The following is a 25,734-nucleotide window of genomic DNA, read 5'->3' as shown; positions in this document are numbered from 1 at the left end:
CTGCTTTAAGCCCTCAGCGCCTGGACGCCTCGCGGCATAGCCGGTACGTGGAACCTTTGGAGACTACCTTTCTATCTAGACGTGAGCGCTCAGGCTTTTAACCTTCCCATGCCGTGAGCCTTTTAGGCCATTTCTTTGGGTTACTTTTCTTTGGGCCAGCAAAGAAAAGTGACTCGGGCCCTTTAGGGACCGAAAGCGCCGCAGGCAATGGTCACCTTCGCGTGCGGCTCTGTTTCCTCGGCAAATTGTGGGGATATTTCAGGGTTTGCAACCCAGCTTTGTATTGTTCTTTTATCCGAATCAACATCGGTTACAGCAGCCTGATGCCGCACCCAGCCTACGTTGCGCGCTTGTACGGCTGCATGGCAATGCGTACCAGGTAGATCACGATCACCACGTTGCCGATCAACGCACCCAGCTTCAGCCACCCGAACTTGTGGAACACCTCGTACGCCTCCACCGGGATCAGCGAACCGGTGGCGATCACCGTGAACCATTCCGCCCAGTGTTTGCGCAGCCACAGGCCGATGCCTTCGGTCGCGAAGATCGCGGCGTAAGCCAGGGCAACGATACCGATGGCCATGAACTTGCTGGGGCCCATTTCCTGCAGCAAGCCGACCAGGCGCCAGCGCAGGTCGCTGCTGTCCTGCAACGACAGGTGCTCCAGGATGTGCACCAGGTGATCGAAGTTCTTTTCCTGGTGCAGGCCGAACGCTACGAAGGCGACGAAGAGCAGGCACAGCGTCTTGATCACCTCATAGATGGCGATCACGCGCAGGCCGAAACTGTGGCGGGCCTCGATCTCGGGGACGGGCTTGGTCATGGGGATTGCCCAGGGGCGATGGCTCGGGGTGAAGGGGACAGTGTAGTGGCAGCTACGGCTTGCGCACGTGCGGCTGCATCGCAATCCGCACCAGATAGATCACGATGGCGATATTGCCGATGAACGCCCCCAGTTTCAGCCAGCTGAACTTGTGGAACATCTCGTACGCCTCGAACGGAACCAGTGAACCGGTGGCGATCACGGTGAACCATTCCGCCCAGTGCTTGCGCAGCCATAGGCCGGTGCCTTCCGTTGCGAAGATCGCCGCATAGGCCAGCGCCACGATGCCGATCGCAGTGAACTTGCTGGGTCCCCAATTCTGCAGCAGTCCGACCAGGCGCCAACGCACGCCGCTGATGTCCTGTAACGATAGATGCTCCAGCACGTACATCAAGTGCTCGAAGTTCCGTTCCTTGTGCAAGTGGAACGCCGCCAAGGCCACAAGGATCAGGCCCGCCGACTTGATCGCCTTGTAGATGGCGATGAGGCGCAAGCCGAAACTGTGTTGGGCTTCGATGTCGGAAACGGGCTTGGTCATAGGGGCGCATCCCGGGTCATGGCCCGGGTTGAAAGAAACAGCTTAATTGCGGGTAGGTACGGCAAGGCCATGTCTCTATATGGACACAGCCTTGGCTTTCCAGCGTGACGAACGACAGGGCCGGGTCTGTTTGCCCGCCATGCCGCGTCATCGCTTAAGTCGTGTACCGACGTACACTCCTTCGCTCTTCCTTGCCTGGCGCGCACACAGATCCCGGCGCGGGCCACGCCAATAGTGCGAACAGGCCCTAGCAGCAGCGCCCGCCCGTGCCCTTGTAGCGCGCGGTCTGCCGGTCGCGGAAGAACTCGGCATAAGTGGGCACCTGGCGTTCCGGATGATGCGCGCGCAGGTGCGCGACGTATACGTCGTAATCGGGTACGCCGCAGCTGAGGCGGGCGGTTTGTACCAGGCGTCGCCAGAATGTCAGCAGCGTCATGGTCAGGTCCCCCGGTTGGCCGCCACGCTGGCCAGGGCGACGCGTGGCGCTTCACGCGCGGTGGGCGCATTGCTGCGCAGGGCCTTGACGATGGCGTACAGGCTGAAACACAGCATCGACAGCACCAGCAGGATGAACACCGCGGTGAGCGTGGCATCCACCCGGTTGTTGGTGATGATGCGCTGCATTTCGCCCAGGTTCTTGGCCGGCGCCAGCAACTTGCCGGCCGCCAGCGCGTCGGTGTACTTCTGCGCGGCGGCGGTGAAACTGATCGAGCCGGTGAGCTTTTCGAAACCCGCGGTCAGCGTGCAGATCACCAGCCACAGCGCCGGAATACCCGGCACCCACGCATAGCGCTGGCGCTTGAGCTTTACCGTCACCACGGTGGCGAGCATCAGTGCGATCGCCGCCAGCATCTGGTTGGCGATGCCGAACAACGGCCACAAGGTGTTGATGCCGCCCAGCGGATCGACCGCGCCCTGATACAGGAAATAGCCCCACAGACCCACGCAGATGGTCGTGGCCAGCACGTTGCCGATCCACGATTCGGTGTTCTTCAATGGCGCATGCACCAGGCCGGCGATTTCCTGGATCATGAAACGGCCCACGCGCGTGCCGGCATCGACCGTGGTGAGAATGAACAACGCTTCGAACAGGATCGCGTAGTGGTACCAGAACGCGACCATGCCTTCGCCGGGCAGGATGTTGTGCAGCAGTTGCGCCATGCCCACCGCCAGCGTGGGCGCGCCGCCGGCGCGGCCGAGGATGGTGGTTTCGCCGATGTCTTTTGCGGTGCGCGTCAGCTCGTCCGGCGTCACCACGAAGCCCCACTGGCTGATCACGCCGGCCGCGTGCTCGACCGTGGTGCCCACGACCGCCGCGGGCGAGTTCATGGCGAAGTACACGCCCGGATGCAGCGACGCCGCCGCGATCAAGGCCATGATCGCCACGAACGCTTCCATCAGCATGCCGCCGTAGCCGACCATGCGCGCTTCGCCTTCATTGGAAAGCAGTTTCGGCGTGGTGCCCGAGGCGATGATCGAATGCCAGCCCGATACTGCGCCGCACGCGATGGTGATGAACAGGAACGGGAACAACTGGCCCTGGAACACCGGTCCCGTGCCGTCGATGAAGCGCGACACCGCCGGCATCTGCAACTGCGGCGCGGCAAACACGATCGCGATCGCCAATAGGAAAATGGTGCCGATCTTCAGGAACGTGGACAGGTAATCGCGCGGCGCAAGCAGCAGCCATACCGGCAGCACCGAGGCGACGAAGCCGTAGACGATCAGCAGCCAGGCCAGCGATTTCGCATCGAAATCGAACAGCGCGGCCAGGCCCGGCGTGGCCGCCACGTGCGCACCGTAAGCGATGGAGCTCAGCAGCAGCACCAGGCCGATCAGCGACACTTCCAGGATCTTGCCGGGCCGCAACCAACGCAGATAAATACCCATCAGCAGCGCGATCGGAATGGTGCAGGCGACCGAGAACGTGCCCCACGGGCTGTGCGTCAGCGCCTTGACCACCACCAGCGCGAGCACCGCCAGCACGATCATCATTAATGCCAGCAGGCCGAACATCGCCACCACGCCGGCCAGTGCGCCCAGCTCTTCGCGCAGCATGTGGCCGAGCGAGCGCGCATCGCGACGCACCGACAAGCCCAGCACCATGAAATCCTGCACCGCACCACCCAGCACCACGCCGAACAGGATCCACAAGGTGCCCGGCAGATAACCCATCTGCGCCGCCAGTACCGGCCCCACCAGCGGGCCCGCGCCGGCGATGGCGGCGAAGTGGTGGCCGAATACCACCCACTTGTCGGTGGGCACGTAATCCAGGCCGTCGTTGCGCAAGACTGATGGTGGCGCGCGACCCGGATCCATCTGCAGCACGCGGTGTTCGATGAATTTGCCGTAGAAACGATAGCCGATCAGGAAGATCGCCACCGCGGCGGCCACCAGCCAGATCGCGTTGACCGGTTCGCCGCGCCGCAGCGCGATCACCGCCAGGCATGCGGCGCCTATCGCGGCGACGATGGCCCAGAGGATCTTGCCCGCAATACCCGTCGGCCTCAGTGCAGCGGTAGCCATAAATACCCCGGATCGTCAAAGCCTGCCTAAGATTCTTCCTGTCGACGCCGGGGGTCAATACCGGATCGGGCGCGTTTTGCAACGGCTTGGGTTCACGCCACGCCGCCCGCAGTTAGACTTCCAGGCAACCGGCATACGCGACGAGGTTGGCATGATCCGCGAGATTCTGAAGATGGGCGACCCCCGCCTGCTGCGCGTCGCGCCGCCCGTGCCCGACAGCATGGTCGGCAGCGCCGAGCTCGATGCGTTGATCGCCGACATGTTCGGCACCATGCACGACGCCGGTGGCGTGGGCCTGGCCGCGCCGCAGATCGGCGTGGACCTGCAACTGGTCATTTTCGGCTTCGAAAGTTCCGAGCGTTATCCGGACGCGCCGCCGGTGCCGCAGACCATCCTGCTCAATCCCATCATCACGCCGCTCTCGCAAGACATGGAAGAAGGCTGGGAAGGTTGCCTGTCCGTGCCGGGGTTGCGCGGTGCGGTCAACCGCTATTCGCTGATCCGCTACGAAGGCATCGATCCCAAGGGCGCGCGCATCGACCGCAACGCCGAAGGTTTTCATGCGCGCGTGGTGCAGCACGAATGCGATCACCTGATCGGGCGGCTGTATCCATCGCGCATTACCGATTTCACCAAATTCGGCTTTACCGACGTGCTGTTTCCGGGCACGGATGCCGGCGCGGAAGATTGAGCCCACCGCTACTCAAGATCGCGACACCGACGCGCGGCCGGCCACCAAGGTCGTAGCGGCCTTGTGGCCGATGCGCGTGGCCACGGGAGCGGCCACGAAGGCCAGCGCAACCAGGCAAACGCCGTTCCATCCGGCGTGCGCCCACGCAAGGCCAGCGACCGCCGCGCCGATGGCGCCGCCGATAAAGAAGATGCCGGTGAACAACGCATTGATCCGGCCGCGCGCTTCGGGCCTCAACAGGTTGACCGCGCGCCGGCCCAAGGCCTGATCGCCGATGGTGCCGGCATCGAGCAGGATCGCCGCCACCACCAGCAGAAACAGCGATAACACCGGTGAAAGCCGGCTGGCCATTAGTCCGCCGATCCAGGCCAGCGCGATGCCGGCGATCGCCACCAGGCGCGCGGCGTGCGTGCCGAGGCGATCGTGGCCGCGATCGCCAAGCCGGCCCGCAATCGGCGCCGCCAATGCACCGCTCACGCCGACCAGGGCGTACAGCGCGATGCCGTTGGCGCTCAGGCCGAATGGCGCGTTCGAAAGCCGCAGTACCACCGTGCTCCAGAACGCATTGAAGGCCGCAAAGACCAGCGCCGCCGAAAAGGCGCGCTGGCGCAACACCGGCTCTTCGCGCAGCAAGCTCGCCATGGAAGCAAGCAATGCGACATAACGTCCGGCATGCGCCGGTTGCCGGCGCGGAAGCATGCGCGCCAGGAGCAGCGTCAGCGCACCCACCGTTACAGCCAGCAGCAGATAGCTGGCGCGCCATCCAAAATACCCGGCCACCACGCTGGCCAGCGGACGCGAAAGCAGCACGCCCAGGATCAGCCCGCTCATGATGTTGCCGATCACGCGCCCGCGCTGCGCTTCGGGCGCCATCGCCGCGGCCATCGGTATCAGCATCTGGATCGCCACCGCGGTGAAACCGGTCAGGCCGCTGACCAGCAGAAACGCGGCCGGCGGTATCGGGCAGGCGGCCAGCCCCAACGCCACCACGTTGGCACTCAGCGTGGCGAGCACCAGCGAACGGTTCTCGCAGATATCGCACAGCGGCACCAGCACGAACAGTCCGCACGCATAGCCCAGCAAAGTCAGCGTGGACACCAGTCCGACGGCAGCCGGTGAAAGATGTAGCGAGCGCGCGATCATACCCACCAGCGGCTGCGCCTGGTAAAGGCATAACACGATCACCGCCGTCGCCACCGCGAACAAGCGGACGGGAACCTGCTGGGTTGCGACGGTGGTGGAAGAGGTCGGTGACATGAGGCCCTCGATTAAAGCACCTGGCGGCACATTCTCATGCTTCGCCTGTGCCGGGAGAATCATCGCTAAGATGGAAGGATCATTCCGCTGAACGGGAGAATCGCCATGGCCAGCCTGGATGACTACCGCACCTTCGTCGCCGTGGTGGAGCAGGGCAACCTTACCGCCGCCGCGCGGCATCTGGAGCGCTCGCTGCAGGCGGTGAGCCGTTCGCTGGCCTCGCTGGAAAGCGAACTGGGCGTGGAACTGATCCAGCGCACCACGCGCCGGGCCCAACCCAGCGAAGCCGGGTTGGCGTTTCATGCGCGCATCAAGGCGGCGTTGGCCGATATCGACCTGGCCCGTTCGGAACTGGCCGAGCATGGGGCGCGTATCGATGGCGTGCTGCGCATCGGCGGCTCCACCCAGTTCAGTGCGCCGTATGTGGTGCCGGTGATCGCCGCTTTCATGGAGCGTTATCCGGAGGTGAGCGTCGAATTGGTGGTGGGCGACCAGCGCGCCGATCTGCAACGCGAAAAATTGGACGCTGCCATACGGCTCGGCGATTTGCCTTCCAGCCGGCTGCACGCGCGTCAGCTGGGCACGCTGCGCATGGTGACGATCGGGGCGCCTGGTTATTTTGCGCGTCACGGCCGTCCGCGCACGCCGGCCGATCTGCGCAAGCACGCCTGCATCGTGCGTCGTACGGCGCAGGCGCCGCAGCGTTGGGACTATCGCCGTGGCAGCCGCAAACAGACCGTGGAAGTGCGCGGACGTTTCAGCGCCGACAACGCGGCAGCCTGCAATGCGGCGGCGATCGCCGGGCTGGGTATCGGCGTGGCGGCGCTATGGCAGGTGCGTCATCTGCTTGACCAGGGCCGGCTGGAAACTGTGCTGGATGAGTGGCAATTGCCGGGATTGCCGCTGCACATCGTATGGTCGCCGTCGAAGCAGCTGCCCGCGCGCACGCGTGCCTTCATCGACTTCGTGGCGGCACGCTGGACGGCCGAACCGCCAAGCTGAGCACCTCAAGCACGCTGCGGATGCAGCAGGAACCAACCCAGAAAGAACACGCCGGCGATCATGCAATACGTGCCGAACGTCGCCAACCTTCCGCGGCCTTCGAAATAGCGCATCAGGAAATGCAGGCTGAGCCACGCTGCGACAGCGGTCAGCACGCCACCCAACAACGCATCGCCCAATTGCGCGGGCGCTTTGAGCAACTTGGGAATTTCCAGCAGGCCGGCGGCGAGAATGATCGGCGTGCCGAGCAGGAACGAAAATTCGGCCGCCTTTTCCTTGTCCAGGCCGGTGGCGGAACCGGCGATCATGGTAAGACCGCTGCGCGAGAAGCCGGGAATCAACGCGCCCACTTGCGCCAACCCGACCAGGAAGGCGTGCCGGAACCGCAGCTTCTCCGGCCGCCTGTGCGCGCGCGTGCGCTCGATGCGATCACCAAGCCACAGCAATACGCCATTGACGATCAGCGCGAAGGCGACGATGCGCAGATCCTTGAACACCAGCTCCAGCCGCTTTTCCAGCAGCAGGCCCACTACGCACGCCGGCAACGTGCCGATGATCAGCGCCCACATCATATGGCCTTCATCGTTGTGCCGGCCGGACAACGATGCGACGAAACCGCGCATCAGCGCCACCCAGCGCTGACGGAAATAAAGCAGCAACGACAGTGCCGTACCCAGGTGCAACGCGACCAGAAAGGGAATGAGCTGCGGCGCGTGCTTGTCGATGTGCACACCGAACAGCGCGGGCACCAGTAGCGTGTGGCCAAGACTGCTGACCGGAAACAGCTCGGTGACACCTTGCAGCACGCTCAGGAAAAACAGAAACCACAAACTCACACGGTCATCCTTAGAGGGTGGAGCGGCGAGGATGCCATCGCTGTGGTGAAAGGCGTCTGAGCGTGTTGCGCGATGCACTTGCCTGTCTTGCAGCCGTCATCTTCGCGAAAGGAAGCATGACGGCCACAAGACTGGTGATCGGCTATACCCCGCCTTAAGGCGACTTAACCTTGAACTGCTGCGTCAGCAAGGCAAGCTTCGCCTTCATCTCTTCCGGCTTGTGCGTGCCCTGCGTGGCGTAGAACGCGGTGTACAGCTCTTTGGGCGTGTCGCTTGCGGGCGGATCGATCACCGTGGCGATGTCCATCTCGTCGCCATCGTTGTATGGCACGCCATCGTACGGATGCTGCTTGTGCACCAGCTTGCCCCAGGCTTCCTTGAAGTTATCGTCGAGATCGACACTGGGCGCGATATGCCGCGTGATGCTGATGCGATCCGGGTCGGTGGTGTTCAAGCGCAATTGCACCACACCGGCCTGCAGCGCGAACTTGCCGTGGCTTTCGTAGTAACCCACGCCGACGGCGAACAGGTTGTCCGGATCGACGGACTGCAGCGCCACGGGATAGCCAAAGGCGATGTTGCTGGATTCGTAGCTGAAATGCTTGCCGTAGTCGACGTCGATGCGGGCGTCTTTGAGCACATCCGGCAGCAGTGATTTTTCGGCCAGGAAATCCTTCCACTGCGCCAGCGTGCCGCCGTAGTCGACGTTGAGGAAATCGGCCAGCGCTTTCAGGTCAATGATGCTGTCGTGCGTGATCACCGAGGGATTCAAACGCATCATGATCGCGTAGCCATCGGGCGTGGGCAGCGCGAACACCACCATTTGGCCGTTGATGTACGACAGCGACCACACGAACGTCTTCCAGTGCCGCTGCCAGTTGTCTGTATAGGTGGCGCTGCTGGCCGGGTTGCCGAGCGAGGTGATCTTGATCTTTTCCGGGCCGACTTCGCGCGTCCAGTAACCGGTCTTCAGGATCAGATCCATCATCTGCTTGGGATCGTTGTAGAAGGTGACCGCCTTCACGGTATCCGGCCGGCGCAAATGCATCAGGAAGGTGTGCCCGACGTAGCCGCTGGCGACATAGCCGTTGCCGCTGAGCGGAACGCGATTGAGTTCGCGTCCGGAATACACCCACTGCCCGCTGCGGTTGCGCACGATCATTTCGGGAAACAGGCTCAACTGCGGCGTGTCGTGCAGGATGTGATTGGAACCGGCGCCACGCGGAAACAGCTCATCGCCCTGCTGCTGCAGCAGCGCCTTCAACATGTCCTCGCTCTTGGCGTTGAGCAGCTTGAGATAGGTGGCGCTGAACTCGTCGTACGTGGCGGGTAGGGGGAATTGCGCCTTGAACGTGCCGTTCTGGTTCTCTTCGATGATGTCCAGCTGATAGGACTCGCGCTTGTCCATCACCGCCAAGCTGCTCGTCGCGTTGAGCACTTCGCCGATCGGTAGCGCGTAATTGAGGTTTTCGTTCGGCGACTTCATCAGCACCACGCCAATGACCTTGCCATCTTGGTCGAGCAACGGACCGCCGCTGTTGCCAGGCGAGGCGGCCGCGGAGAAGCGCATCCACTTCCAGCGCCCGTTTTCGTCCTCCGGTGTGTCAGAGGTATACAAGCCGTCGCGAATCACCACGCCCGTACCGAGCGCATTGCCGACCGCGTACACCACGCTGTTCAACGAAGGCTTGGCGTTGGTGTCCAGTGCGGCGTCGCCGTTGGGTTGCTCCTTCAGCGAGAACACCACGAAATCTTGCTGCAGGGAAAACTTCACGATCTTGTCGATCGCATACACGTGACCGCCGGCATCGCGCAACGCTGGCGGCCCGGTGAGATCGCCTACTGCAGCCAGGAATACGTGGCCGGCGGTGACATAGCGGTTGTGGCCGATCGAAAAGGCCGTGCCGACGGAAAAGAACTTGTCCGTGCGCTCCTGATACGGCAGCAGGTCGAGTGGCAGCGGTTTTTCGTAGGTGAGCGGATCATCCACCGCGCGCGGAATCACCACCTCGAAGGTGGCGGCGTCGATTTTCGAAACCATGGAGGGGTCGGGGCTGGCCGCATGCACGCATGCCGGTGCGGCAAACGCCACTATTACACACAGCATCGGCATCAGCCGCTGCAATAAAACGCAAGTTCCTGAGATGACTGCCCGAGCCTGCCCACTCAACGTCTGCATATGTCCGTTCCCTCTTATAGATTCCCGACCGGTAGAACACCGATTTCCCGCGCCGGATACTGACATAGTGCCGTTGCGCGGGGGAGGGGCCGGAAAGGCGAGGGTCGATCAGCGGTAGCGGTTGATGCTGTCGCGCAGTTCGATGGTGGCGGCGCGCGCGGCCTGGGCGAAGTCCTCGCCTTTACCTGCGTAGAGAATGGCGCGCGAGGAACTGATCATCAGCCCCGTACCCGTCGAGGTGCGGCCATTGCGCACCACCGCTTCGACATCGCCGCCTTGCGCGCCGATACCCGGCACCAAGAGCGGTACGTCGCCGACCAGGGCGCGCACCTCGGCCAGCTGTTCCGGCCAGGTGGCGCCGGTGACCAGCGCGCAGTTGCCGTGCGTGTTCCATTCCTGCGCGATCAGGCGGGCGACGTGCTGGTAGAGCGGCTTGCCGCCGACGTCCAGGTCCTGCAGGTCGGCGGCGCCGGGGTTGGAAGTGTGGCAGAGCAAGATCACGCCCTTGTCGGCGCGGTCGAGAAACGGCTGCACCGAATCGCGGCCGAGATAGGGGTTCAGCGTGACGGCATCGGCGCCGTAGCGATCGAAGGCTTCGGTGACGTAATGCTGCGCCGTACTGCCGATGTCGCCGCGCTTGGCGTCGAGGATCACCGGCACGCCCGGATGGCTGGCGTGGATGTGCGCGATCAGGCGTTCCAAGATTTCTTCGGCGCGCAGGGCGGCGAAGTGGGCGATTTGCGGCTTGTACGCGCACACCAGGTCGGCGGTGGCGTCGACGATGGCTGCGCAGAAGTCGAACACCGCGTTGGGATTGTTCTTGAGATGCGCGGGGAACTTGGCGGGTTCGGGATCGAGGCCGACGCAGACGAGGGAGTTGTTGCGGGTCCATGCTTGTTGCAGGGATGGCATGAAATGCATCGGTCTCTCTCCTTGCCGCCTTTTGATCCCCTCTCCCCTCCGGAAAGAGGGTTAGGGCGAGGGGGTAATCTTGCGTTGCAGGTCAATCAGGGCGTGGTTCTATTTGGAGGTTGAGGCCAGCCTTGGCCCCTCACCCCCAGCCCTCTCCCCCGTTATTGATCAAAGATGGGGGAGAGGGAGTGGAGCGCGGCATCAGGCAAGCTTCTTGTACTTCACCCGATGCGGCTTCGAAGCCTCTTCGCCCAGGCGACGCTTCTTGTCCGCCTCGTACTCGTTGTAGTTGCCGGGGAAGAATTCCACGTGCGAGTCGCCTTCGAACGCCAGGATGTGCGTGGCGATGCGATCGAGGAACCAGCGATCGTGCGAGATCACCATCGCGCAGCCGGGGAATTCCAGCAGCGCGTCTTCCAGGGCGCGCAGGGTTTCCACGTCCAGGTCGTTGGACGGTTCGTCCAGCAGCAGCACGTTGCCGCCCTGCAGCAGCGTCTTGGCCAGGTGCAGGCGGCCGCGTTCACCGCCGGAGAGGTTGCCGACGATCTTCTGCTGGTCGGTGCCTTTGAAGTTGAAACGGCCGATGTAGGCGCGCGACTGGATCTCGAAGTTGCCGATGGTGAGGATGTCCAGTCCGCCGGATATTTCCTGCCACACGTTGTTCTTGGCATCGAGCATGCCGCGCGACTGGTCGACGTAGGCCAGCTTGACCGTATGGCCCAGCTTCACTTCGCCCGAATCGGGCTGCTCCCTGCCGATGATCAGCTTCATCAGCGTGGATTTGCCGGCGCCGTTCGGGCCGATCACGCCGACGATCGCGCCCGGCGGCACCTTGAACGACAGGTCGTCGATCAGCAGGCGATCGCCGAAGGCCTTGGTGACGTTCTTGAACTCGATCACTTCCTGGCCCAGGCGCTCGCCCGGCGGAATGAAGATCTCGTTGGTTTCGTTGCGGCGCTGGTATTCGACCGCGTTCAATTCCTCGAAGCGGTTCAGGCGCGCCTTGCCCTTGGACTGGCGGCCCTTGGCGGCCGAGCGTACCCATTCCAGTTCCTTCTCGATCGCCTTCTGGCGCGATTTTTCCTGCTGCGCTTCCTGCTTCAGGCGCTGGTCTTTCTGCTCCAGCCATTCGGTGTAGTTGCCCTTCCACGGAATGCCGCGGCCGCGGTCCAGTTCCAGGATCCATTCTGCGGCGTTGTCCAGGAAGTAGCGATCATGGGTGACCGCTACCACGGTGCCCGGATAGTTCTGCAGGAACTGCTCCAGCCAGTCCACCGATTCGGCGTCCAAATGGTTGGTGGGCTCGTCCAAGAGCAGCATGTCCGGCTTGGATAGCAGCAGGCGGCACAGCGCCACGCGGCGCTTCTCGCCACCGGAGAGCGGGCCGATCTTGGCGTCCCACGGCGGCAGGCGCAGCGCATCGGCGGCCACTTCCAGCTGACGCTCCAGCGCGTGCGCATCGTTCACCGCCAGGATGCTTTCCAACTGCTCCTGTTCCTTGGCCAGCTTGTCGAAGTCGGCGCCTTCCTCGGCATAAGCGGCATACACCTCTTCCAGGCGCTTCTGTGCGTCGAGCACCACCGACACGCCTTCTTCGACCGCTTCGCGGACGGTCTTTTCCGGATCCAGTTCCGGCTCCTGCGCCAGGTAGCCGACCTTGATGCCTGGCTGCGGACGTGCCTCGCCCTGAAAATCCTTGTCGACGCCGGCCATGATGCGCAGCACCGTGGACTTGCCCGCGCCATTCAAGCCCAGCAGGCCGATCTTGGCGCCGGGGAAGAACGAGAGCGAAATGTCTTTGATGATCTGGCGCTTCGGGGGGACGATCTTGCTGACCCCGTTCATGGTGTAGATGTACTGCGAGCTCATGGAGTCTCCGGAGGCGTGCGCGCGCTGGCCACGAGGGCGGGCGACGCGGCGGGCGTGGGTATCAAACCCGGCATTATAGCGGTTTAAATGTAAGCGCCGGTGACGGCACGCCGCCTTATTGCGAGCCGACGGTCACCTGTTCGCCACTTTTCGCATCCGCCCGGCCATGCCGCCCGGCCAGGCTCTGCGGCCATGCGTACACGACGAATGGCGGCCGGCGCCGCACCTCTCGCTCTGCCCGCCGCGTTGCGCCGCTGGGACCGGCGCGCGGCACGCTGGACGCACGCGCGGGGCCGCGCGGCCGTGGCCTTGCACGAGTTCGTCTGCTTCGGCGTGAAGCAGGCTTCGGCCTGCCTGTTCGGCGGCGGCATGGTGCTGCTGCTGGGCTTGAGCTGGGCGTTCTATCCACCGCATGCGACGCTGGCTCGCTACGACTTCTTGACGCTCGCCGCGCTGGCGATCCAGTGCGCGCTGATCGCAACGCGCCTGGAAACACTGGAAGAGGCGAAGGTGATCTTGCTGTTCCATGTGGTCGGCACCGTGATGGAGGTGTTCAAGACCTCGATGGGCTCGTGGATCTATCCGGAAGCCTCGCTGCTGCGCATCGGTGGCGTGCCACTCTTCAGCGGCTTCATGTATGCCTCGGTGGGCAGCTATATCGCGCGGGCATGGCGGTTGTTCGATTTTCGCTTCACGCGTCATCCGTCATTCGCCACCACTGTGTGGTTGGCGGTGGCGATCTATGTGAACTTTTTTGCGCATCACTTTCTGCCGGATGCACGCTGGTTGCTGTTCCCCGCGGTGGCCATGTTGTTCGGGCGCACGTGGGTGCATTTTCGTATCCGCCGCGCGCATCGGCGCATGCCCTTGCTGCTGGGTTTCGCGCTGGTAGCGCTTTTTATCTGGTTTGCCGAGAACATCGGCACGTTTACGGCCGCATGGCGCTATCCCGCACAGCATCATGGCTGGCAGATGGTGCCGCTGTCGAAACTCGGTGCGTGGTTTTTGCTGATGATCATCAGCTATGTAATGGTGAGTGCGGTGGCGAAAAAGCCGGCGAGGGCCGCGTAGGTTGGGGTGCAACCCCAACACCGCGAAGCCTGGAGGGATGGCGACGTTGGGGTTTGCACCCCAACCTACGGCTCAGTGCCTTGATTTCAAAGCAAAGTCCTGGCCCCGCTGGCGGGCTCATGACAAACCGGCATGTGCCCAGACGGCAGGACCAGGGTGGCCGCCTACACCGCCGGCCATTACACTTTCAAGTCTTACCCCGCCCCACGCGACCCAACGAGGCCCGAATGTTCCCGAAGCAGCAAACGATCGCCGGCTATGACGAAGAGCTGGCCAAGGCCATTGCCGACGAAGCCCGCCGCCAGGAGGACCACGTCGAGCTGATCGCTTCGGAAAACTACGCCAGCCCGCGCGTGCTGGAAGCCCAGGGTTCGGTGCTTACCAACAAGTACGCCGAAGGCTATCCGGGCAAGCGCTACTACGGCGGTTGCGAATACGTGGACGTGGCCGAGCGCCTCGCCATCGAGCGCCTCAAGCAATTGTTCGGCGCCACCTATGCCAACGTACAGCCGCATTCGGGCTCGCAGGCCAACCAGGCGGTGTATTTCGCACTGCTCAATCCGGGCGACACCATCCTGGGCATGAGCCTGGCGCACGGCGGCCACCTCACGCACGGTGCGAAGGTGAACCTCTCCGGCAAGATCTACAACGCCGTGCAGTACGGCGTGAACGAGCAGGGCCTGGTCGATTACGACGAAGTCGAGCGCCTCGCCGTCGAGCACAGGCCGAAGATGATCGTGGCCGGCTTCAGCGCCTACTCGCAGATCATGGACTGGGCGCGCTTCCGCGCCATCGCCGACAAGGTCGGCGCCTATCTGTTCGTGGACATGGCGCACATCGCCGGGCTGGTCGCCGCGGGCGTGTATCCCAGCCCGCTGCCGCATGCACACGTGGTCACCTCCACCACGCACAAAACGCTGCGCGGCCCGCGCGGCGGCATCGTGCTGGCCAAGGATGCGGGCGAGGAGATCGAGAAGAAGCTGCAATCGATCGTGTTCCCCGGCATCCAGGGCGGTCCGCTGATGCACGTGATCGCCGCCAAGGCGGTGGCGTTCAAGGAAGCGCTGGAGCCGTCCTTCAAGGACTACCAGACTCAGGTGGTGAAGAACGCCAAGGCCATGGCCAAGACGCTGATCGAGCGCGGCTACAAGGTGGTCTCCGGCGGCACCGAAAACCACCTGATGCTGATCGACCTGATCGGCCGCGAAGTCACCGGTAAGGATGCGGAAGCGGCGCTCGGCAAGGCGCACATCACCGTCAACAAGAACGCCGTGCCGAACGATCCGCGCTCGCCGTTCGTCACCTCCGGCCTGCGCGTCGGCACACCGGCGATCACCACGCGCGGTTACAAGGAAGCCGACGTGGTGGAACTCACGCAGTGGATCTGCGATGTGCTGGATGCGCCGGCGGACGAGAATGTCATCAAGACCGTGCGCGAGAAGGTTTCCGCGCAGTGCAAGAAATTCCCCGTTTACGGCTAAGACGTGCATTGTCCGTTCTGCCAGCACGAAGACACCCGCGTGATCGACTCACGCCTCGCTGACGACGGCGCCACCGTGCGCCGCCGTCGTGAGTGTCCGCAGTGTGGCGAGCGCTTCAATACGTTCGAAACGGCGGAACTGAAACTGCCCGCTATCGTGAAAAGCGGCGAGCGGCGAGAGAGTTTCGACGAGCGCAAGCTGCGCACGAGCTTCGAGCGCGCGTTGCAGAAACGCCCGGTGGCCAGTGATGACGTGGACGCCGCGGTGCGCGCCGTGATCGATGACCTGCGCAGAAGCGGCGAGCGCGAAGTGCCGTCGCGCTACGTCGGCGAACTGGTCATGCGTGAGCTGAAGAAGCTCGATCAAGTTGCTTACGTGCGCTTCGCGTCGGTCTATCGCAAGTTCGAAGACGTGCACGCGTTCCGTGAGGAAATCGAGAAACTTGAGCGCGATCTGCCGGGATTGGAAAACCTGCAGCTTTCATTGCTTGGCGAAGCGGGAGCCGCCGCCAAGCGCGGACATCGCAAGGGGTAATGTAGGTTGGGGTGCAAACCCCAACATCGGTATGCCACGCATCGTGACGTTGGGGTTTGCACCCCAACCTACATCAGGTTTCCGCTGAGTCAGCCGAGGCTTGCCAGCCATGCATCATCGGAGCCTTCTTCAACGCCTTCGAACAGGAACGTGGACAGGTAGCGTTCGCCGGTATCGGGCAACATCGCCAGGATCACGCTGCCTTGTTCGGCCTTTTCTGCATACTGAAGTGCAGCGGCGACCGTGGCGCCGGAAGAGATGCCAACGAAAATGCCTTCTTCCTTGGCCAGCCGGCGCGCGGTGTCGCGGGCGACGACTTCGTCGACCGGCAGGTCCACGTCGAACACTTTGCGGTTGAGCACGTCGGGCACGAAGTCCGGCGTCCAGCCCTGGATCTTGTGCGGCTGCCAGGGCTTGTCCTGCAGCATGGATGCGCCGGCCGGTTCGGAGGCGACGATCTTCACCTCCGGCCGTGCGAGTTTCAGCATCTCGCCCACACCGGTGAGGGTGCCGCCGGTGCCCCAGCCGGTGACGAAGGCGTCGAGCCGCTTGCCGGCGAAATCGCGCAGGATTTCCGCGGCGGTGGTGTTGCGGTGATAAGCGGGGTTGGCCGGGTTCTGGAACTGGCGCGGCAGGAACCAGCCGTGCTGCTTGGCCAGCTCTTCCGCGCGGCGCACCATGCCGGTGCCGCGCTCGGCGGCGGGTGTGAGGATGACCTTGGCGCCGTAAGCGCGCATCAGTTTGCGGCGCTCGATCGAGAAGGTTTCGGTCATCACTGCCACGAACTTGTAGCCGCGGGCGGCGCATACCATCGCCAGCGCCACGCCGGTGTTGCCGGAGGTGGCTTCGACCACCGTATCACCGGCCTTGAGCAGGCCCTGCTTTTCGGCATCCAGGATCACCGCGATGGCCAGGCGATCCTTGACCGATCCGCCGGGATTGAACGCTTCCACCTTCGCATAGAGCGTGACGTGCGAAGGCGCCACCCGATGCAGGCGAACGATGGGTGTGTGGCCGATGGTGTCGAGGATGTTTTCGTAGATCATGGCCGTCGCCCTTACGCAGATGAAGGTCACCAAGGCTACTCCCGATTTTGGCGGCGCGACAAATGCCGCCGGTTCGCGCACACTGATGATCTTGCATATTGATATTCAGAAGCTTCCATGACTTTCTCCGTCGTCGATGCTATGCACATGGCCCAGGCGCTGCGCCTGGCCGAACGCGGCCTGACCACCACCCATCCCAATCCGCGTGTAGGTTGCGTCATCGCCCACGGCGAGCGCGTGGTGGGGCAGGGCTGGCACGTACGCGCCGGCGAACCGCATGCGGAGGTTCATGCGCTGCGTGAGGCCGGTGAACAGGCACGCGGCGCCACCGCCTACGTGACGCTGGAACCCTGCGCGCACCACGGCCGCACGCCGCCGTGTGCCGATGCGTTGATCGCCGCCGGTGTGGCCAGGGTCGTGATCGCCGCCGAAGATCCATTCCCGCAAGTGGCCGGCAAGGGCATCGCCAAATTGCACGCCGCCGGCATCGTCGTGGAAAGCGGCCTGATGCGCGAGGCTGCGCGGGAGATCAATATCGGCTTCTTCAGCCGCATCGAACGGCAACGTCCGTGGGTGCGCGTGAAGCTGGCGATGAGCCTGGATGGACGCACCGCCTTGGCCAACGGCGAATCCAAATGGATTACCGGCGAAGCGGCGCGCATGGATGGACAGCGCTGGCGTGCGCGCAGCTCGGCCATCCTCACCGGCGTGGGCACCGTGCTTGCCGACAATCCGCAGCTGACCGTGCGCCTTCCATCCACTCAGGATGAGAAGCCAAGCGTTTTTCCCACGCGGGTCATTCTCGACCGCCAGCTCCGCACGCCCGCCGATAGTCATGTTCTGGATGGCCAAACGCCCACGCTTATCCTGCACGCGGCATCGGCGCAAGTCATAGACGACCGCTTCGCCAAGGTGGAGCGCATCGCCGTGCCCGAACAGGGCGATGCGCTCGATCTGCGCGCCATGCTTGGCCTGCTGGCCGAGCGCCATTGCAGCGAACTGCACGTGGAAGCCGGCCCCACGCTTTGCGGCGCGTTGTTTGCGGCCGGATTGGTCGATGAGCTACTGCTTTACGTCGCGCCCGTCCTGCTCGGTGACCAGGCGCGTCCGCTGATGCATCTGCCATCGTTGACCGAGATGACGTCACGCTGGTCGTTGCGCGCGGTGGACCAGCGCCAGTTGGGTAGCGACTGGCGCCTATTGTTGCGTCCGGCGTAGTTCGTTGGTTGTTTTCGGCACGCCCATCATTTGGCGAAATCGATACCGATCTTTCCAAAGTGCGTGCCGGCAATCATCTGCTCTATCGCTGCGCGCAATTGCCCGAATCCATAGACGCTGTCGAGTACCGGCTGCAGTTGTGTCGCCCCAAGCGCGGCGACCAGGCGCTCATGTTGTTCCAGCGACGCTACCGAAATGCCTTGTACCTGCACGCGCTTGAGAATGATCGGTATGAGCGAGGCTTGCAGCTCGCCGCCGGCCAAAAAGCCGACGACTCCGACGAAGCCATGCATGCGTACCGCTTCCAGCGATTGCGCAAACGTGGCGGCGCCGGCGGTTTCGACCACGACATCGACACCCTCGCCGCCAGTGGCTTCGCGTACGGCGGCACCCCATTGCGGCGTCGTGCGGTAGTTGATGCCGATATCGGCGCCGAGCGCTTTGCTACGCGCGAGCTTTTCATCGCTCGATGAAAGCAGGATCACCTTCGCACCGCGCAGCTTGGCCAATTGCAATGCAAAGATCGATACGCCACCCGTGCCTATCACCAGCACGGTCTGTCCGGTAGTAACGTGCGCCTGCTCCAGGACTTGCCAGGCGGTAAGCGCGGCAATCGGCAGGGTTGCCGCTTGCAGTGCATTCATATGGGCGGGAGCGTGGGCCAGCGAGTAGGCGTCGAAGTTGGCGAACTCGCGCATGACGCCTTCGTCGGGGCCGCCAATCTCCGCGCCCTCCCATTCCGGCCGCATGCGACCACCCAGCCAGCGCGACTTATAGAACGTGGTGACGCGATCGCCAGGCTTGAACCGCGTCACCGCCTCGCCCACTTCCATCACCGTGCCGGCGCCGTCGGAAATCGGTGCAATCGGCAAGTTCACGCCGCGGTACAAATTGCCGCTTATCAGCAGGTAATCGCGGTAATTCAAGGAGGCCGCTTCCATTCGCACCAGCACTTCGTTGGGCCTGGGGCGTGGAGCGGGAAGGTCGGCAAGTTTCAGGTGGTCGAGGCCGAAGGCATTGAGCTGGATGCTGCGCATGTCCGTGTTCCGTGGTGGGGGAGAGATGCCGGCCATGCTCTGCCGTTTTATGAAAGGTGATAATCTTCTGGAAATACATATCTTTTATTCATTACGTGAATAAATCTTTCGAGCTGACGCCCACCCGTTTGCGCGAGCTTCGCGGCTTTGCCGCTGCCGCGCGGCTGCTCAATTTCTCGCAGGCTGCGCGCATCGCTGGCTGCACGCCGTCGGTGCTGAGCCGGCGCATCGCCTCGCTGGAACAGGCCACCGGCAGTGCGTTGTTCTTGCGTACGACGCGGCGCATGACGCTCACCAAGCGCGGCGAGCAGTTGCTTGCCTATTGCGAACGGTTGGAAGCGGTGATGGCCGAACTGGCGGTCAACTTGCGGCCGGCCACTGGTGAGCTGACGGGCCGCCTTTGCGTGAACCTGCCGGCCGCGTACGGGCGCACTCGCATTGCGCCGTTGCTTGCGCAATTCATGCGCAGCCATCCTCAGATACGTGTCGAGGCGATCTACGACGACGCCTATGTGGATCTTGTCGAGCAGAAAGTGGATCTGGCCTTGCGCGTCGGCAAGCTGGCCGATGCGCGCTGGGTGGCGCGGCGGGTCGGCAACATGGTGCGTTATGCGTGCGCGGCGCCCGACTATCTGACTGCCGCGCCGCCCTTGCATGACCCCGCCGATTTGAAACAGCACCGCTGCGTGGCTTTCACCGGGTTGCGCACCGGCACGCTGTGGCAGTTCGCCCGGCAACGACAGCGCCGCTCGGTGCGCGTGGACCCGATACTCACCTGCAACGATTCACAAGCCGTGCGCGACGCCATCCTGGCCGGTGTGGGTATCGGCATTCAGGGCGATTACATGGCCGACGCGCTGGTCGCGGAAGGCCGCCTGGTGAAGGTGCTGCCGGAGTGGCCGCTCCCGAGTTCGCCGATCCATTTGTTGTGGCTACCCGGCGCGGATCGTGCGCCGGCGGTGCGCAGCCTGATCGATTTTCTGGTCGAGTCCCTGGTCGACACGTAGGTCGGGGTGCAAACGGCCGCCATCGCATTCGGTGTTAAACTCCGCCGGCCGGTTTCGGCACTTACAACAAACGTCTTCAGGGCGGGGTGGAATTCCCCACCGGCGGTAGAGGTTGGAGCTTGCTCACTATGACCTAAGCCCGCGAGCGCTTCCGGTTGCATCGGAAGGTCAGCAGATCCGGTCCAAAGCCGGAGCCGACGGTCACGCTGTTTCCGGTTCGCCGGGGCGGCTCATAGTCCGGATGAAAGAAGACGGCATCATGCATCGCCTGCGCGGTGCGTGTGCCTTTGCCTTGGGGCGTTCCCACATTCGTAGCTCGTGGAGAACGTTCATGCTTATACGCAAATACCAAGTTTCGTCCACCTTCCGTGCGGAGGTGCGCTGATGTTTACCGGCATCATCCAGAGTGTCGGCCGCATCGCGCGGCTGGAACCTCGCGGCGGTGACGTGCGCCTGCATGTCGATACCGCCGATCTCGATCTTTCCGATGTGCAGTTGGGCGACAGCATCGCGGTATCCGGTGCCTGCCTTACTGTGATCGCGCTGGAATCGCGTGGCTTCGCCGCTGATGTCTCCAACGAAACGCTATCGCTCACCACGCTGGGCAAGCACAAGAGCGGCGATCCGGTGAATCTGGAAAAAGCGCTGCGCCTGGCCGATCGGCTCGGCGGTCATCTGGTGTCCGGCCATGTCGATGGCGTGGGCAAGGTGGTGTCCATCGCGCCGGACGGCCGTTCGCAGCGCTGGACCTTCGAGGTGCCGGCGTCGCTCGCGCGCTATATCGCGTCCAAAGGGTCGATCTGCATCGATGGCACCAGCCTCACCGTCAACGAAGTAAACGGCACCCGCTTCGGCGTCAACCTGATTCCGCACACGGTGGAACACACGGTGTTCCATGCGCGGCGCGCGGGCGATGCGGTGAACATCGAAGTGGACGTGGTGGCGCGTTATGTCGAGCGGTTGATCGGTGGCGGCGAAGGCTCGCGCATCGATGAGGCATTTCTTAAGCAGCACGGCTTCGTGTGATCACCGGGCAAGGCAAAAACAAGGAAACAACCATGGCATTCAATACCATCCCAGAGATCCTCGAAGACATCCGCGCCGGCCGCATGGTCGTGATCGTCGACGACGAAGATCGCGAAAACGAGGGTGACCTGATCATGGCCGCGCAAATGGTGCGGCCCGAAGACGTCAACTTCATGGTGCGCGAGGCGCGCGGGCTGCTGTGCCTCACGCTCACCGAACAACGCACGCGCCAGCTCGGGCTGCGCCCGATGGTGAGCGACAACACCTCGCCGTACCACACCAACTTCACTGTTTCGATCGAGGCGGCCGAAGGCGTCACCACCGGCATTTCCGCGCACGATCGCGCGCGTACCATCCAGGTGGCGGTCAAGTCGGATGCGCAGCCGCAGGACCTGGCGCAACCCGGCCACGTGTTCCCGCTCACCGCGCAGGCCGGCGGCGTGCTGACGCGCGCGGGCCACACCGAAGCCGGCTGCGATCTCGCTGCGCTCGCCGGGCTGGAACCGGCCGCGGTGTTGATCGAGGTGCTGCATGAAGACGGTTCGATGGCGCGCCGGCCCGAGCTGGAAATCTTCGCGAAGAAACATGGCTTGAAGATCGGCTCCATCGCCGACCTGATCCGTTACCGGTTGGAAACGGAAAAGACCGTTGAGCGCGTGTACGAAGAAGATGTGCAGACCGAATTCGGCCCGTTCCGCCTGGTGGCCTATCGCGACGCCATTCGCCAGGGGCTGCATTTCGCGTTGACGCGCGGCGTGGTGGACGATGGTGAGCCGGTGCTGAGTCGCGTGCACGTGCGCAACACCTTGTCCGACGTATTGCATCTGCAGCGCGAGGATCTCGGTCTTACCGTCACGGCCGCGCTGCGCCGCATCGCCGATGAAAACCGCGGCGTGCTGCTGGTGCTGTCCGGAGAAGATACGCCCGAGGCCTTGCTGCGCCGCCTCAACCGGCAAACCACGCCGCAGGTGCCCAGCGACCAGCATCAGGAATGGCGTCAGCATGGCCTGGGCGCGCAGATACTGGCTGACCTTGGCGTACGCCGCCTGCGCGTATTGGGCACGCCGCGCAAGCTGGTGGGCCTGGCGGGCTTCGGCCTGCAAGTGGTCGAATACGCGGAATAAATCCGTAGGTTGGGGTGCAAACCCCAACATCGCCATGTTTGGGTGGATCGATGTTGGGGTTCACACCCCAACCTACATTTCAGGGATCGTAAGGCGGTCTGGCCATATTCATCACTGCCACGCGCCTCGCTTCGTGGCATCCTTCGCCCGGTTCACACCAGCTCGAAGGGATCAGGATGAAGCTCGCTCATTTGCCGCGCACCGCCGTCGTAGCCCGCACCGCCTTGTTCACCGCACTCTCGCTGGCCTGCCTGTCGCCGGCGCTGGCCGATCAATCGGCCACGTCGCCGGACCTGCGCGCATCGAACATGCTCAAGCGCATGTCGCTGCAAGACATGCATCACATGGTGCAGAGCTACAACGACATGATGACCCTGCAACAGCAGCCGGGCGGGATCGGCGCGGCCGGTTACGTGCCGGCCTTGCCGAAGCTGGGCATTCCCGCGCAACAGCAGAACGATGCCGGCATCGGCGTGCACAACTATCCGATCGACCAGGGCCCGGGCAAGCAGCCGGCGCATGTGCGTGGCGAAGCGGGCAACACCACGCCGCTGCCTTCCACGCTGGCCATCGCGGCCACCTGGAATCCGCAGATCGCCTACGAAGGCGGCCGCATGATCGCGGGCGAGGCGCACCGCCAGGGCATCAATGTGCTGCTTGCCGGCGGCATCAACCTCACGCGCGAACCGCGCGACGGCCGCACCTTCGAATACCTGGGCGAAGATCCGCTGCTCGCCGCACGCATCGATGGCGGCGAGATTCGTGGCATCCAGTCGCAGCACGTGATCTCCACCATCAAGCACTATGCCTTGAACGACCAGGAAACCAACCGCACCACCGTCAACGCCAACATCGGCGAACAAGCGATGCGCGAATCGGATCTGCTCGCGTTCGAGCTGGCGATCGAAGACGGCCATCCCGGTTCGGTGATGTGCGGCTACAACAAGGTCAACGGCGTGTGGGATTGCTCCAACAGGCATCTGTTGACCGACATTCTCAAAGGCGACTGGAAATACCCTGGCTGGGTGATGACCGACTGGGGTGGCGATCACGGCGTGATGGATGCCATGGCCGGCACCGACCAGGTTTCCGGCATCGATCCGGTCACCGGCTTCAGCCTGGGGCAAACCTTCAGCAGCTTCGGCGCGCCGTTGCTGCAGGCGATCGACAAGGGTGAGATTCCACGCAGCCGCCTGGAAGACATGGTGCATCGCATTTTACGCTCCATGTACGCGGTTGGCTTGTTCGAGCATCCGCCGGTGAACAAGCCGCTCGATGTGGAAGCCGATGCCCTGGTCGCGCAACACGCGGCCGAGCAGGCGATCGTGCTGCTCAAGAACGACCAGGACCAATTGCCATTGAAGTCGGACATCAATACCGTCGCGATCATCGGCGGCCATGCCGACGCCGGCGTGCTGTCGGGTGGCGGTTCGGCGCAGGTGTGGCCGATTGGCGGCCCCGCCATTCCTGCCGTGAAGGGACCAGAGTGGCAGTGGAAGGTCTACGACCCTTCCTCGCCGATGAAAGCACTACAGAAGCTGCTGCCGAACGCGAAGATCGTCTACGACGACGGCAGCGACCCGGCGAAAGCCGCGGCCTTGGCGAAGTCTTCCGACGTTGCGCTCGTGTTCGCCACGCAGTGGACCTGCGAAGGCATCGACCAGCCGAATCTTTCACTGGACGGCAAACAGGACGATTTGATCGATGCCGTAGCGGCCGCCAACACGCACACCGTGGTCGTGCTGGAAAACGGCGGCCCGGTAAAGATGCCGTGGTTGCCGAAGGTCAATGCGGTGGTAGAGGCGTGGTATCCAGGCGCGCGCGGTGGCGAGGCGATCGCCGGCGTGCTAGCCGGCAAGATCAATCCGTCCGGCCGTTTGCCGGTGACCTTCCCGCAGGACGAGCAGCAGCTGCCGCGGCCGCAGGTCACCAAGGCACTGGATGTCGACTACAACATCGAAGGCGCCGCGGTCGGCTACAAGTGGTTCGACAAGAAAAACCTCGAGCCGCTGTTCCCGTTCGGCTTTGGTCTCTCGTACAGCCATTTCGACTACAGCGACCTGCACGTGAGCACGCAGGGCAAGCGCGTGACGGTCAGCTTCAAGGTGAGCAACGCCGGCAAGCGTGCCGGCATGGATACGCCGCAGGTATACGTAAGCCTGCCGGGCGACAGCGGCGAAGCGCCGCGCCGATTGGCGGGCTTCGAAAAGGTATCGCTGCAGCCGGGCCAGAGCCGCACGGTATCCGTCACCATCGATCCGCGCCTGCTGGCGACGTTCGATGTGCCGGGGCATCAGTGGAAGATCGCGGGGGGCAGCTATCCGATCCAGGTGGGGCATTCGTCGCGGGATCTGGCGTTGAAGGGGGAGGCGACGGTAGCGGCAGCGACCGTGGCGCCCTGAATAGGTTGGGGTGCAAACCCCAGCATCGCGATGCGTACACGTTGGGGTTTGCACCCCAACCTACGCAAAATGGCTACGGCAAGGTCATGATCTTGCCGTAGCAATGACTCAGTGGGTCGGTTCGATTGCGCTAGAGTGCTCCCCTTGCCAATGGACTGACGAAACGAGCCTCGCATGCCAACCACGCCCTCCTGCCGCATCCGCCTGATCGCGCCTTCTGGCTATCCGCACGATCGCGAGGCCATGACGCGCGGCATCGAGAGGTTGCGCCAGGCCGGTTGCGCGGTGGAAGGCACGGAGGTGATCGATCGCGCCGAACTGCGCTACGCCGGCAGCGATGCGCAGCGCACGGCCGATATCAATGGGCTGACCACGCTCGACAGCTTGCCGGATATCGCGCTTTCCATCCGCGGCGGCTACGGCGCCACGCGCCTGCTGGAGCATCTGCATTACGACGCCTTGCGCGAACGTCTCGCCGGCCAGCCGATCGCATTGGTCGGGCATAGCGATTTCACCGCGCTGCAGATGGCGCTGTATGCGAAAAGCAGCATCGTCACCTTCGGCGGTCCGATGCTGGGGCCGGATTTCGGTGCGCAGCGATTGAGCCCGCTGACCTGGCGGCATTTCTGGCGCACGCTCAGCGCGCCGCACGGCAACGCCAGCTGGGATTGCGGCGAGGCAACGGAACTGGCGGTGGAAGGGCCGCTGTGGGGTGGCAATCTCGCCATGCTGTGCAGCCTGCTCGAGACGCCGTATTTCCCTCGCATCGAAGGCGGCATCCTGTTCGTGGAAGACATCGGCGAGCCGCCGTTCCGCATCGAGCGCCTGCTGTATCAACTGCATCTGTCGGGCGTGCTGGGGCGGCAGCGGGCGCTGATCCTGGGCGATTTCACGCAATGCCGGCCGGCCGCTTACGACAACGGCTATGGCCTGCCCGATGCCTTCGAGCAGATCCGGCGCATGGCGGGTATTCCGGTGCTGTCCGGCATGCCGTTCGGCCACGATGCGGACAAGTTCACCCTGCCGTTCGGGGTGCCGGCGCGGTTGCGCGTGGTGGGGCAACGGGCCAGCCTGGATTTCCACGGCTACCCCCATTTGCGCCAGGGCCACGAACCTTCCATGGCCTGATCGGCACTCACGGAACGCCAGTTTTGG

Annotated in this window: 23 protein-coding genes and 1 riboswitch; of the genes, 12 read left to right on the top strand and 11 right to left on the bottom strand. The window is 63.6% G+C overall.

The window, feature by feature from the left end; translation table 11 throughout:
- Nucleotides 1-337 precede the first annotated feature (337 nt).
- From ACTHNE_RS02740 to ACTHNE_RS02725, 4 genes are all read right to left on the bottom strand, one after another.
- Nucleotides 338-823 (bottom strand): DUF2127 domain-containing protein, encoded by a 486-nt coding sequence (locus ACTHNE_RS02740; RefSeq protein ID WP_324939776.1) that lies wholly within the window; start codon nt 821-823, stop codon nt 338-340.
- Between the two features lie 52 nt (nt 824-875).
- Nucleotides 876-1,361 (bottom strand): DUF2127 domain-containing protein, encoded by a 486-nt coding sequence (locus tag ACTHNE_RS02735; RefSeq protein WP_440268524.1) that lies wholly within the window; start codon nt 1,359-1,361, stop codon nt 876-878.
- Nucleotides 1,362-1,608: 247 nt separating this feature from the next.
- Complete coding sequence (locus ACTHNE_RS02730) at nt 1,609-1,797, bottom strand: YbdD/YjiX family protein (RefSeq protein WP_324939782.1); 189 nt, start codon at nt 1,795-1,797, stop codon at nt 1,609-1,611.
- Between the two features lie 2 nt (nt 1,798-1,799).
- Nucleotides 1,800-3,887 (bottom strand): carbon starvation CstA family protein, encoded by a 2,088-nt coding sequence (locus ACTHNE_RS02725; RefSeq protein WP_440268523.1) that lies wholly within the window; start codon nt 3,885-3,887, stop codon nt 1,800-1,802.
- Nucleotides 3,888-4,038: 151 nt separating this feature from the next.
- Between ACTHNE_RS02725 and def the strand changes: the two genes are divergently transcribed.
- Nucleotides 4,039-4,578 carry a peptide deformylase gene (gene def, locus ACTHNE_RS02720; RefSeq protein WP_324939787.1) on the top strand — a complete coding sequence of 180 codons (540 nt, stop codon included), beginning with the start codon at nt 4,039-4,041 and terminating at the stop codon, nt 4,576-4,578.
- 12 nt (nt 4,579-4,590) lie between these two features.
- Here the strand turns inward: def and ACTHNE_RS02715 are convergent, their stop codons facing one another.
- Nucleotides 4,591-5,835: an MFS transporter gene (locus ACTHNE_RS02715; protein ID WP_324939790.1), complete on the bottom strand. Its 1,245-nt coding sequence runs from the start codon at nt 5,833-5,835 to the stop codon at nt 4,591-4,593.
- 105 nt (nt 5,836-5,940) lie between these two features.
- Here ACTHNE_RS02715 and ACTHNE_RS02710 point away from each other — a divergent pair, with 105 nt between their 5' ends.
- The gene (locus ACTHNE_RS02710; RefSeq protein WP_324939793.1) at nt 5,941-6,837 is read left to right on the top strand and encodes a LysR family transcriptional regulator; all 897 of its coding nucleotides are present in this window, start codon (nt 5,941-5,943) and stop codon (nt 6,835-6,837) included.
- Nucleotides 6,838-6,842: 5 nt separating this feature from the next.
- Here the strand turns inward: ACTHNE_RS02710 and ACTHNE_RS02705 are convergent, their stop codons facing one another.
- From ACTHNE_RS02705 to ettA, 4 genes are all read right to left on the bottom strand, one after another.
- A complete protein-coding gene (locus ACTHNE_RS02705) occupies nt 6,843-7,673 on the bottom strand; it encodes an undecaprenyl-diphosphate phosphatase (protein WP_324939796.1) in 831 nt (276 codons plus the stop codon).
- 154 nt (nt 7,674-7,827) lie between these two features.
- Nucleotides 7,828-9,714 carry a S1 family peptidase gene (locus ACTHNE_RS02700; RefSeq protein ID WP_324939799.1) on the bottom strand — a complete coding sequence of 629 codons (1,887 nt, stop codon included), beginning with the start codon at nt 9,712-9,714 and terminating at the stop codon, nt 7,828-7,830.
- A 246-nt stretch (nt 9,715-9,960) separates the two neighbouring features.
- Nucleotides 9,961-10,773: an orotidine-5'-phosphate decarboxylase gene (pyrF, locus tag ACTHNE_RS02695; RefSeq protein ID WP_324939802.1), complete on the bottom strand. Its 813-nt coding sequence runs from the start codon at nt 10,771-10,773 to the stop codon at nt 9,961-9,963.
- A gap of 192 nt (nt 10,774-10,965) precedes the next feature.
- Nucleotides 10,966-12,633, bottom strand: a complete 1,668-nt coding sequence (gene ettA, locus ACTHNE_RS02690) for an energy-dependent translational throttle protein EttA (RefSeq protein ID WP_324939805.1) — start codon at nt 12,631-12,633, stop codon at nt 10,966-10,968.
- A 192-nt stretch (nt 12,634-12,825) separates the two neighbouring features.
- Here ettA and ACTHNE_RS02685 point away from each other — a divergent pair, with 192 nt between their 5' ends.
- The 3 genes from ACTHNE_RS02685 to nrdR all read left to right on the top strand — a co-directional run bounded on the left by ACTHNE_RS02685 (nt 12,826) and on the right by nrdR (nt 15,719).
- The gene (locus tag ACTHNE_RS02685) at nt 12,826-13,704 is read left to right on the top strand and encodes a DUF817 domain-containing protein (protein WP_324939808.1); all 879 of its coding nucleotides are present in this window, start codon (nt 12,826-12,828) and stop codon (nt 13,702-13,704) included.
- Nucleotides 13,705-13,931: 227 nt separating this feature from the next.
- Nucleotides 13,932-15,185: a serine hydroxymethyltransferase gene (gene glyA / locus ACTHNE_RS02680; protein WP_324939811.1), complete on the top strand. Its 1,254-nt coding sequence runs from the start codon at nt 13,932-13,934 to the stop codon at nt 15,183-15,185.
- A 3-nt stretch (nt 15,186-15,188) separates the two neighbouring features.
- Nucleotides 15,189-15,719, top strand: coding sequence for a transcriptional regulator NrdR (nrdR, locus tag ACTHNE_RS02675; protein WP_324939813.1), 531 nt, complete (start codon nt 15,189-15,191; stop codon nt 15,717-15,719).
- A gap of 89 nt (nt 15,720-15,808) precedes the next feature.
- Here the strand turns inward: nrdR and cysK are convergent, their stop codons facing one another.
- On the bottom strand, nt 15,809-16,765 hold the full coding sequence (gene cysK / locus ACTHNE_RS02670; protein ID WP_324939816.1) for a cysteine synthase A: 957 nt from the start codon (nt 16,763-16,765) through the stop codon (nt 15,809-15,811).
- Here cysK and ACTHNE_RS02665 point away from each other — a divergent pair.
- Together ACTHNE_RS02665 and ribD are read left to right on the top strand one after the other, a co-directional pair.
- Nucleotides 16,764-16,886 (top strand): hypothetical protein, encoded by a 123-nt coding sequence (locus ACTHNE_RS02665; RefSeq protein WP_324939819.1) that lies wholly within the window; start codon nt 16,764-16,766, stop codon nt 16,884-16,886. The two genes, cysK and ACTHNE_RS02665, sit on opposite strands and share 2 nt — an antisense overlap.
- Nucleotides 16,883-17,983 (top strand): bifunctional diaminohydroxyphosphoribosylaminopyrimidine deaminase/5-amino-6-(5-phosphoribosylamino)uracil reductase RibD, encoded by a 1,101-nt coding sequence (gene ribD, locus ACTHNE_RS02660; protein WP_324939822.1) that lies wholly within the window; start codon nt 16,883-16,885, stop codon nt 17,981-17,983. Before ACTHNE_RS02665 ends, ribD begins: the two co-directional genes overlap by 4 nt.
- Before the next feature lie 26 nt (nt 17,984-18,009).
- On the opposite strand, the gene ACTHNE_RS02655 is transcribed toward ribD, so the two are convergent.
- On the bottom strand, nt 18,010-19,020 hold the full coding sequence (locus tag ACTHNE_RS02655; protein WP_440268522.1) for a zinc-dependent alcohol dehydrogenase family protein: 1,011 nt from the start codon (nt 19,018-19,020) through the stop codon (nt 18,010-18,012).
- Between the two features lie 95 nt (nt 19,021-19,115).
- Between ACTHNE_RS02655 and ACTHNE_RS02650 the strand changes: the two genes are divergently transcribed.
- From ACTHNE_RS02650 to ldcA, 5 genes are all read left to right on the top strand, one after another.
- Nucleotides 19,116-20,027 carry a LysR substrate-binding domain-containing protein gene (locus ACTHNE_RS02650; RefSeq protein WP_440268521.1) on the top strand — a complete coding sequence of 304 codons (912 nt, stop codon included), beginning with the start codon at nt 19,116-19,118 and terminating at the stop codon, nt 20,025-20,027.
- A 68-nt stretch (nt 20,028-20,095) separates the two neighbouring features.
- A riboswitch (FMN riboswitch) is annotated at nt 20,096-20,284 on the top strand.
- 127 nt (nt 20,285-20,411) lie between these two features.
- The gene (locus ACTHNE_RS02645; RefSeq protein WP_324939832.1) at nt 20,412-21,053 is read left to right on the top strand and encodes a riboflavin synthase; all 642 of its coding nucleotides are present in this window, start codon (nt 20,412-20,414) and stop codon (nt 21,051-21,053) included.
- Between the two features lie 32 nt (nt 21,054-21,085).
- On the top strand, nt 21,086-22,177 hold the full coding sequence (ribBA, locus tag ACTHNE_RS02640; RefSeq protein ID WP_324939835.1) for a bifunctional 3,4-dihydroxy-2-butanone-4-phosphate synthase/GTP cyclohydrolase II: 1,092 nt from the start codon (nt 21,086-21,088) through the stop codon (nt 22,175-22,177).
- Between the two features lie 176 nt (nt 22,178-22,353).
- The gene (locus tag ACTHNE_RS02635) at nt 22,354-24,579 is read left to right on the top strand and encodes a beta-glucosidase family protein (RefSeq protein ID WP_440268520.1); all 2,226 of its coding nucleotides are present in this window, start codon (nt 22,354-22,356) and stop codon (nt 24,577-24,579) included.
- Nucleotides 24,580-24,753: 174 nt separating this feature from the next.
- Nucleotides 24,754-25,707 carry a muramoyltetrapeptide carboxypeptidase gene (ldcA, locus tag ACTHNE_RS02630; protein ID WP_440268519.1) on the top strand — a complete coding sequence of 318 codons (954 nt, stop codon included), beginning with the start codon at nt 24,754-24,756 and terminating at the stop codon, nt 25,705-25,707.
- Nucleotides 25,708-25,734: the final 27 nt, after the last annotated feature.

The sequence above is a fragment of the Dyella sp. genome, from assembly GCF_051954575.1.
GTDB lineage: Bacteria > Pseudomonadota > Gammaproteobacteria > Xanthomonadales > Rhodanobacteraceae > Dyella_B.
The sequence above is the reverse complement of the archived record's forward strand: the minus strand, read 5'-3'. Positions and strand labels throughout refer to the sequence as shown.

Excerpts from the sequence above, each read along its gene's own strand:
- ACTHNE_RS02740 (WP_324939776.1), bottom strand. The coding sequence starts at position 823 with ATGACCAAGCCCGTCCCCGAGATCGAGGCCCGCCACAGTTTCGGCCTG.
- ACTHNE_RS02735 (WP_440268524.1), bottom strand. The coding sequence starts at position 1,361 with ATGACCAAGCCCGTTTCCGACATCGAAGCCCAACACAGTTTCGGCTTG.
- ACTHNE_RS02730 (WP_324939782.1), bottom strand. The coding sequence starts at position 1,797 with ATGACGCTGCTGACATTCTGGCGACGCCTGGTACAAACCGCCCGCCTC.
- ACTHNE_RS02725 (WP_440268523.1), bottom strand. The coding sequence starts at position 3,887 with ATGGCTACCGCTGCACTGAGGCCGACGGGTATTGCGGGCAAGATCCTC.
- def (WP_324939787.1), top strand. The coding sequence starts at position 4,039 with ATGATCCGCGAGATTCTGAAGATGGGCGACCCCCGCCTGCTGCGCGTC.
- ACTHNE_RS02715 (WP_324939790.1), bottom strand. The coding sequence starts at position 5,835 with ATGTCACCGACCTCTTCCACCACCGTCGCAACCCAGCAGGTTCCCGTC.
- ACTHNE_RS02710 (WP_324939793.1), top strand. The coding sequence starts at position 5,941 with ATGGCCAGCCTGGATGACTACCGCACCTTCGTCGCCGTGGTGGAGCAG.
- ACTHNE_RS02700 (WP_324939799.1), bottom strand. The coding sequence starts at position 9,714 with ATGGTTTCGAAAATCGACGCCGCCACCTTCGAGGTGGTGATTCCGCGC.
- pyrF (WP_324939802.1), bottom strand. The coding sequence starts at position 10,773 with ATGCATTTCATGCCATCCCTGCAACAAGCATGGACCCGCAACAACTCC.
- ettA (WP_324939805.1), bottom strand. The coding sequence starts at position 12,633 with ATGAGCTCGCAGTACATCTACACCATGAACGGGGTCAGCAAGATCGTC.
- ACTHNE_RS02685 (WP_324939808.1), top strand. The coding sequence starts at position 12,826 with ATGCGTACACGACGAATGGCGGCCGGCGCCGCACCTCTCGCTCTGCCC.
- glyA (WP_324939811.1), top strand. The coding sequence starts at position 13,932 with ATGTTCCCGAAGCAGCAAACGATCGCCGGCTATGACGAAGAGCTGGCC.
- ACTHNE_RS02665 (WP_324939819.1), top strand. The coding sequence starts at position 16,764 with ATGGCCGTCGCCCTTACGCAGATGAAGGTCACCAAGGCTACTCCCGAT.
- cysK (WP_324939816.1), bottom strand. The coding sequence starts at position 16,765 with ATGATCTACGAAAACATCCTCGACACCATCGGCCACACACCCATCGTT.
- ribD (WP_324939822.1), top strand. The coding sequence starts at position 16,883 with ATGACTTTCTCCGTCGTCGATGCTATGCACATGGCCCAGGCGCTGCGC.
- ACTHNE_RS02655 (WP_440268522.1), bottom strand. The coding sequence starts at position 19,020 with ATGCGCAGCATCCAGCTCAATGCCTTCGGCCTCGACCACCTGAAACTT.
- ACTHNE_RS02645 (WP_324939832.1), top strand. The coding sequence starts at position 20,412 with ATGTTTACCGGCATCATCCAGAGTGTCGGCCGCATCGCGCGGCTGGAA.
- ribBA (WP_324939835.1), top strand. The coding sequence starts at position 21,086 with ATGGCATTCAATACCATCCCAGAGATCCTCGAAGACATCCGCGCCGGC.
- ACTHNE_RS02635 (WP_440268520.1), top strand. The coding sequence starts at position 22,354 with ATGAAGCTCGCTCATTTGCCGCGCACCGCCGTCGTAGCCCGCACCGCC.
- ldcA (WP_440268519.1), top strand. The coding sequence starts at position 24,754 with ATGCCAACCACGCCCTCCTGCCGCATCCGCCTGATCGCGCCTTCTGGC.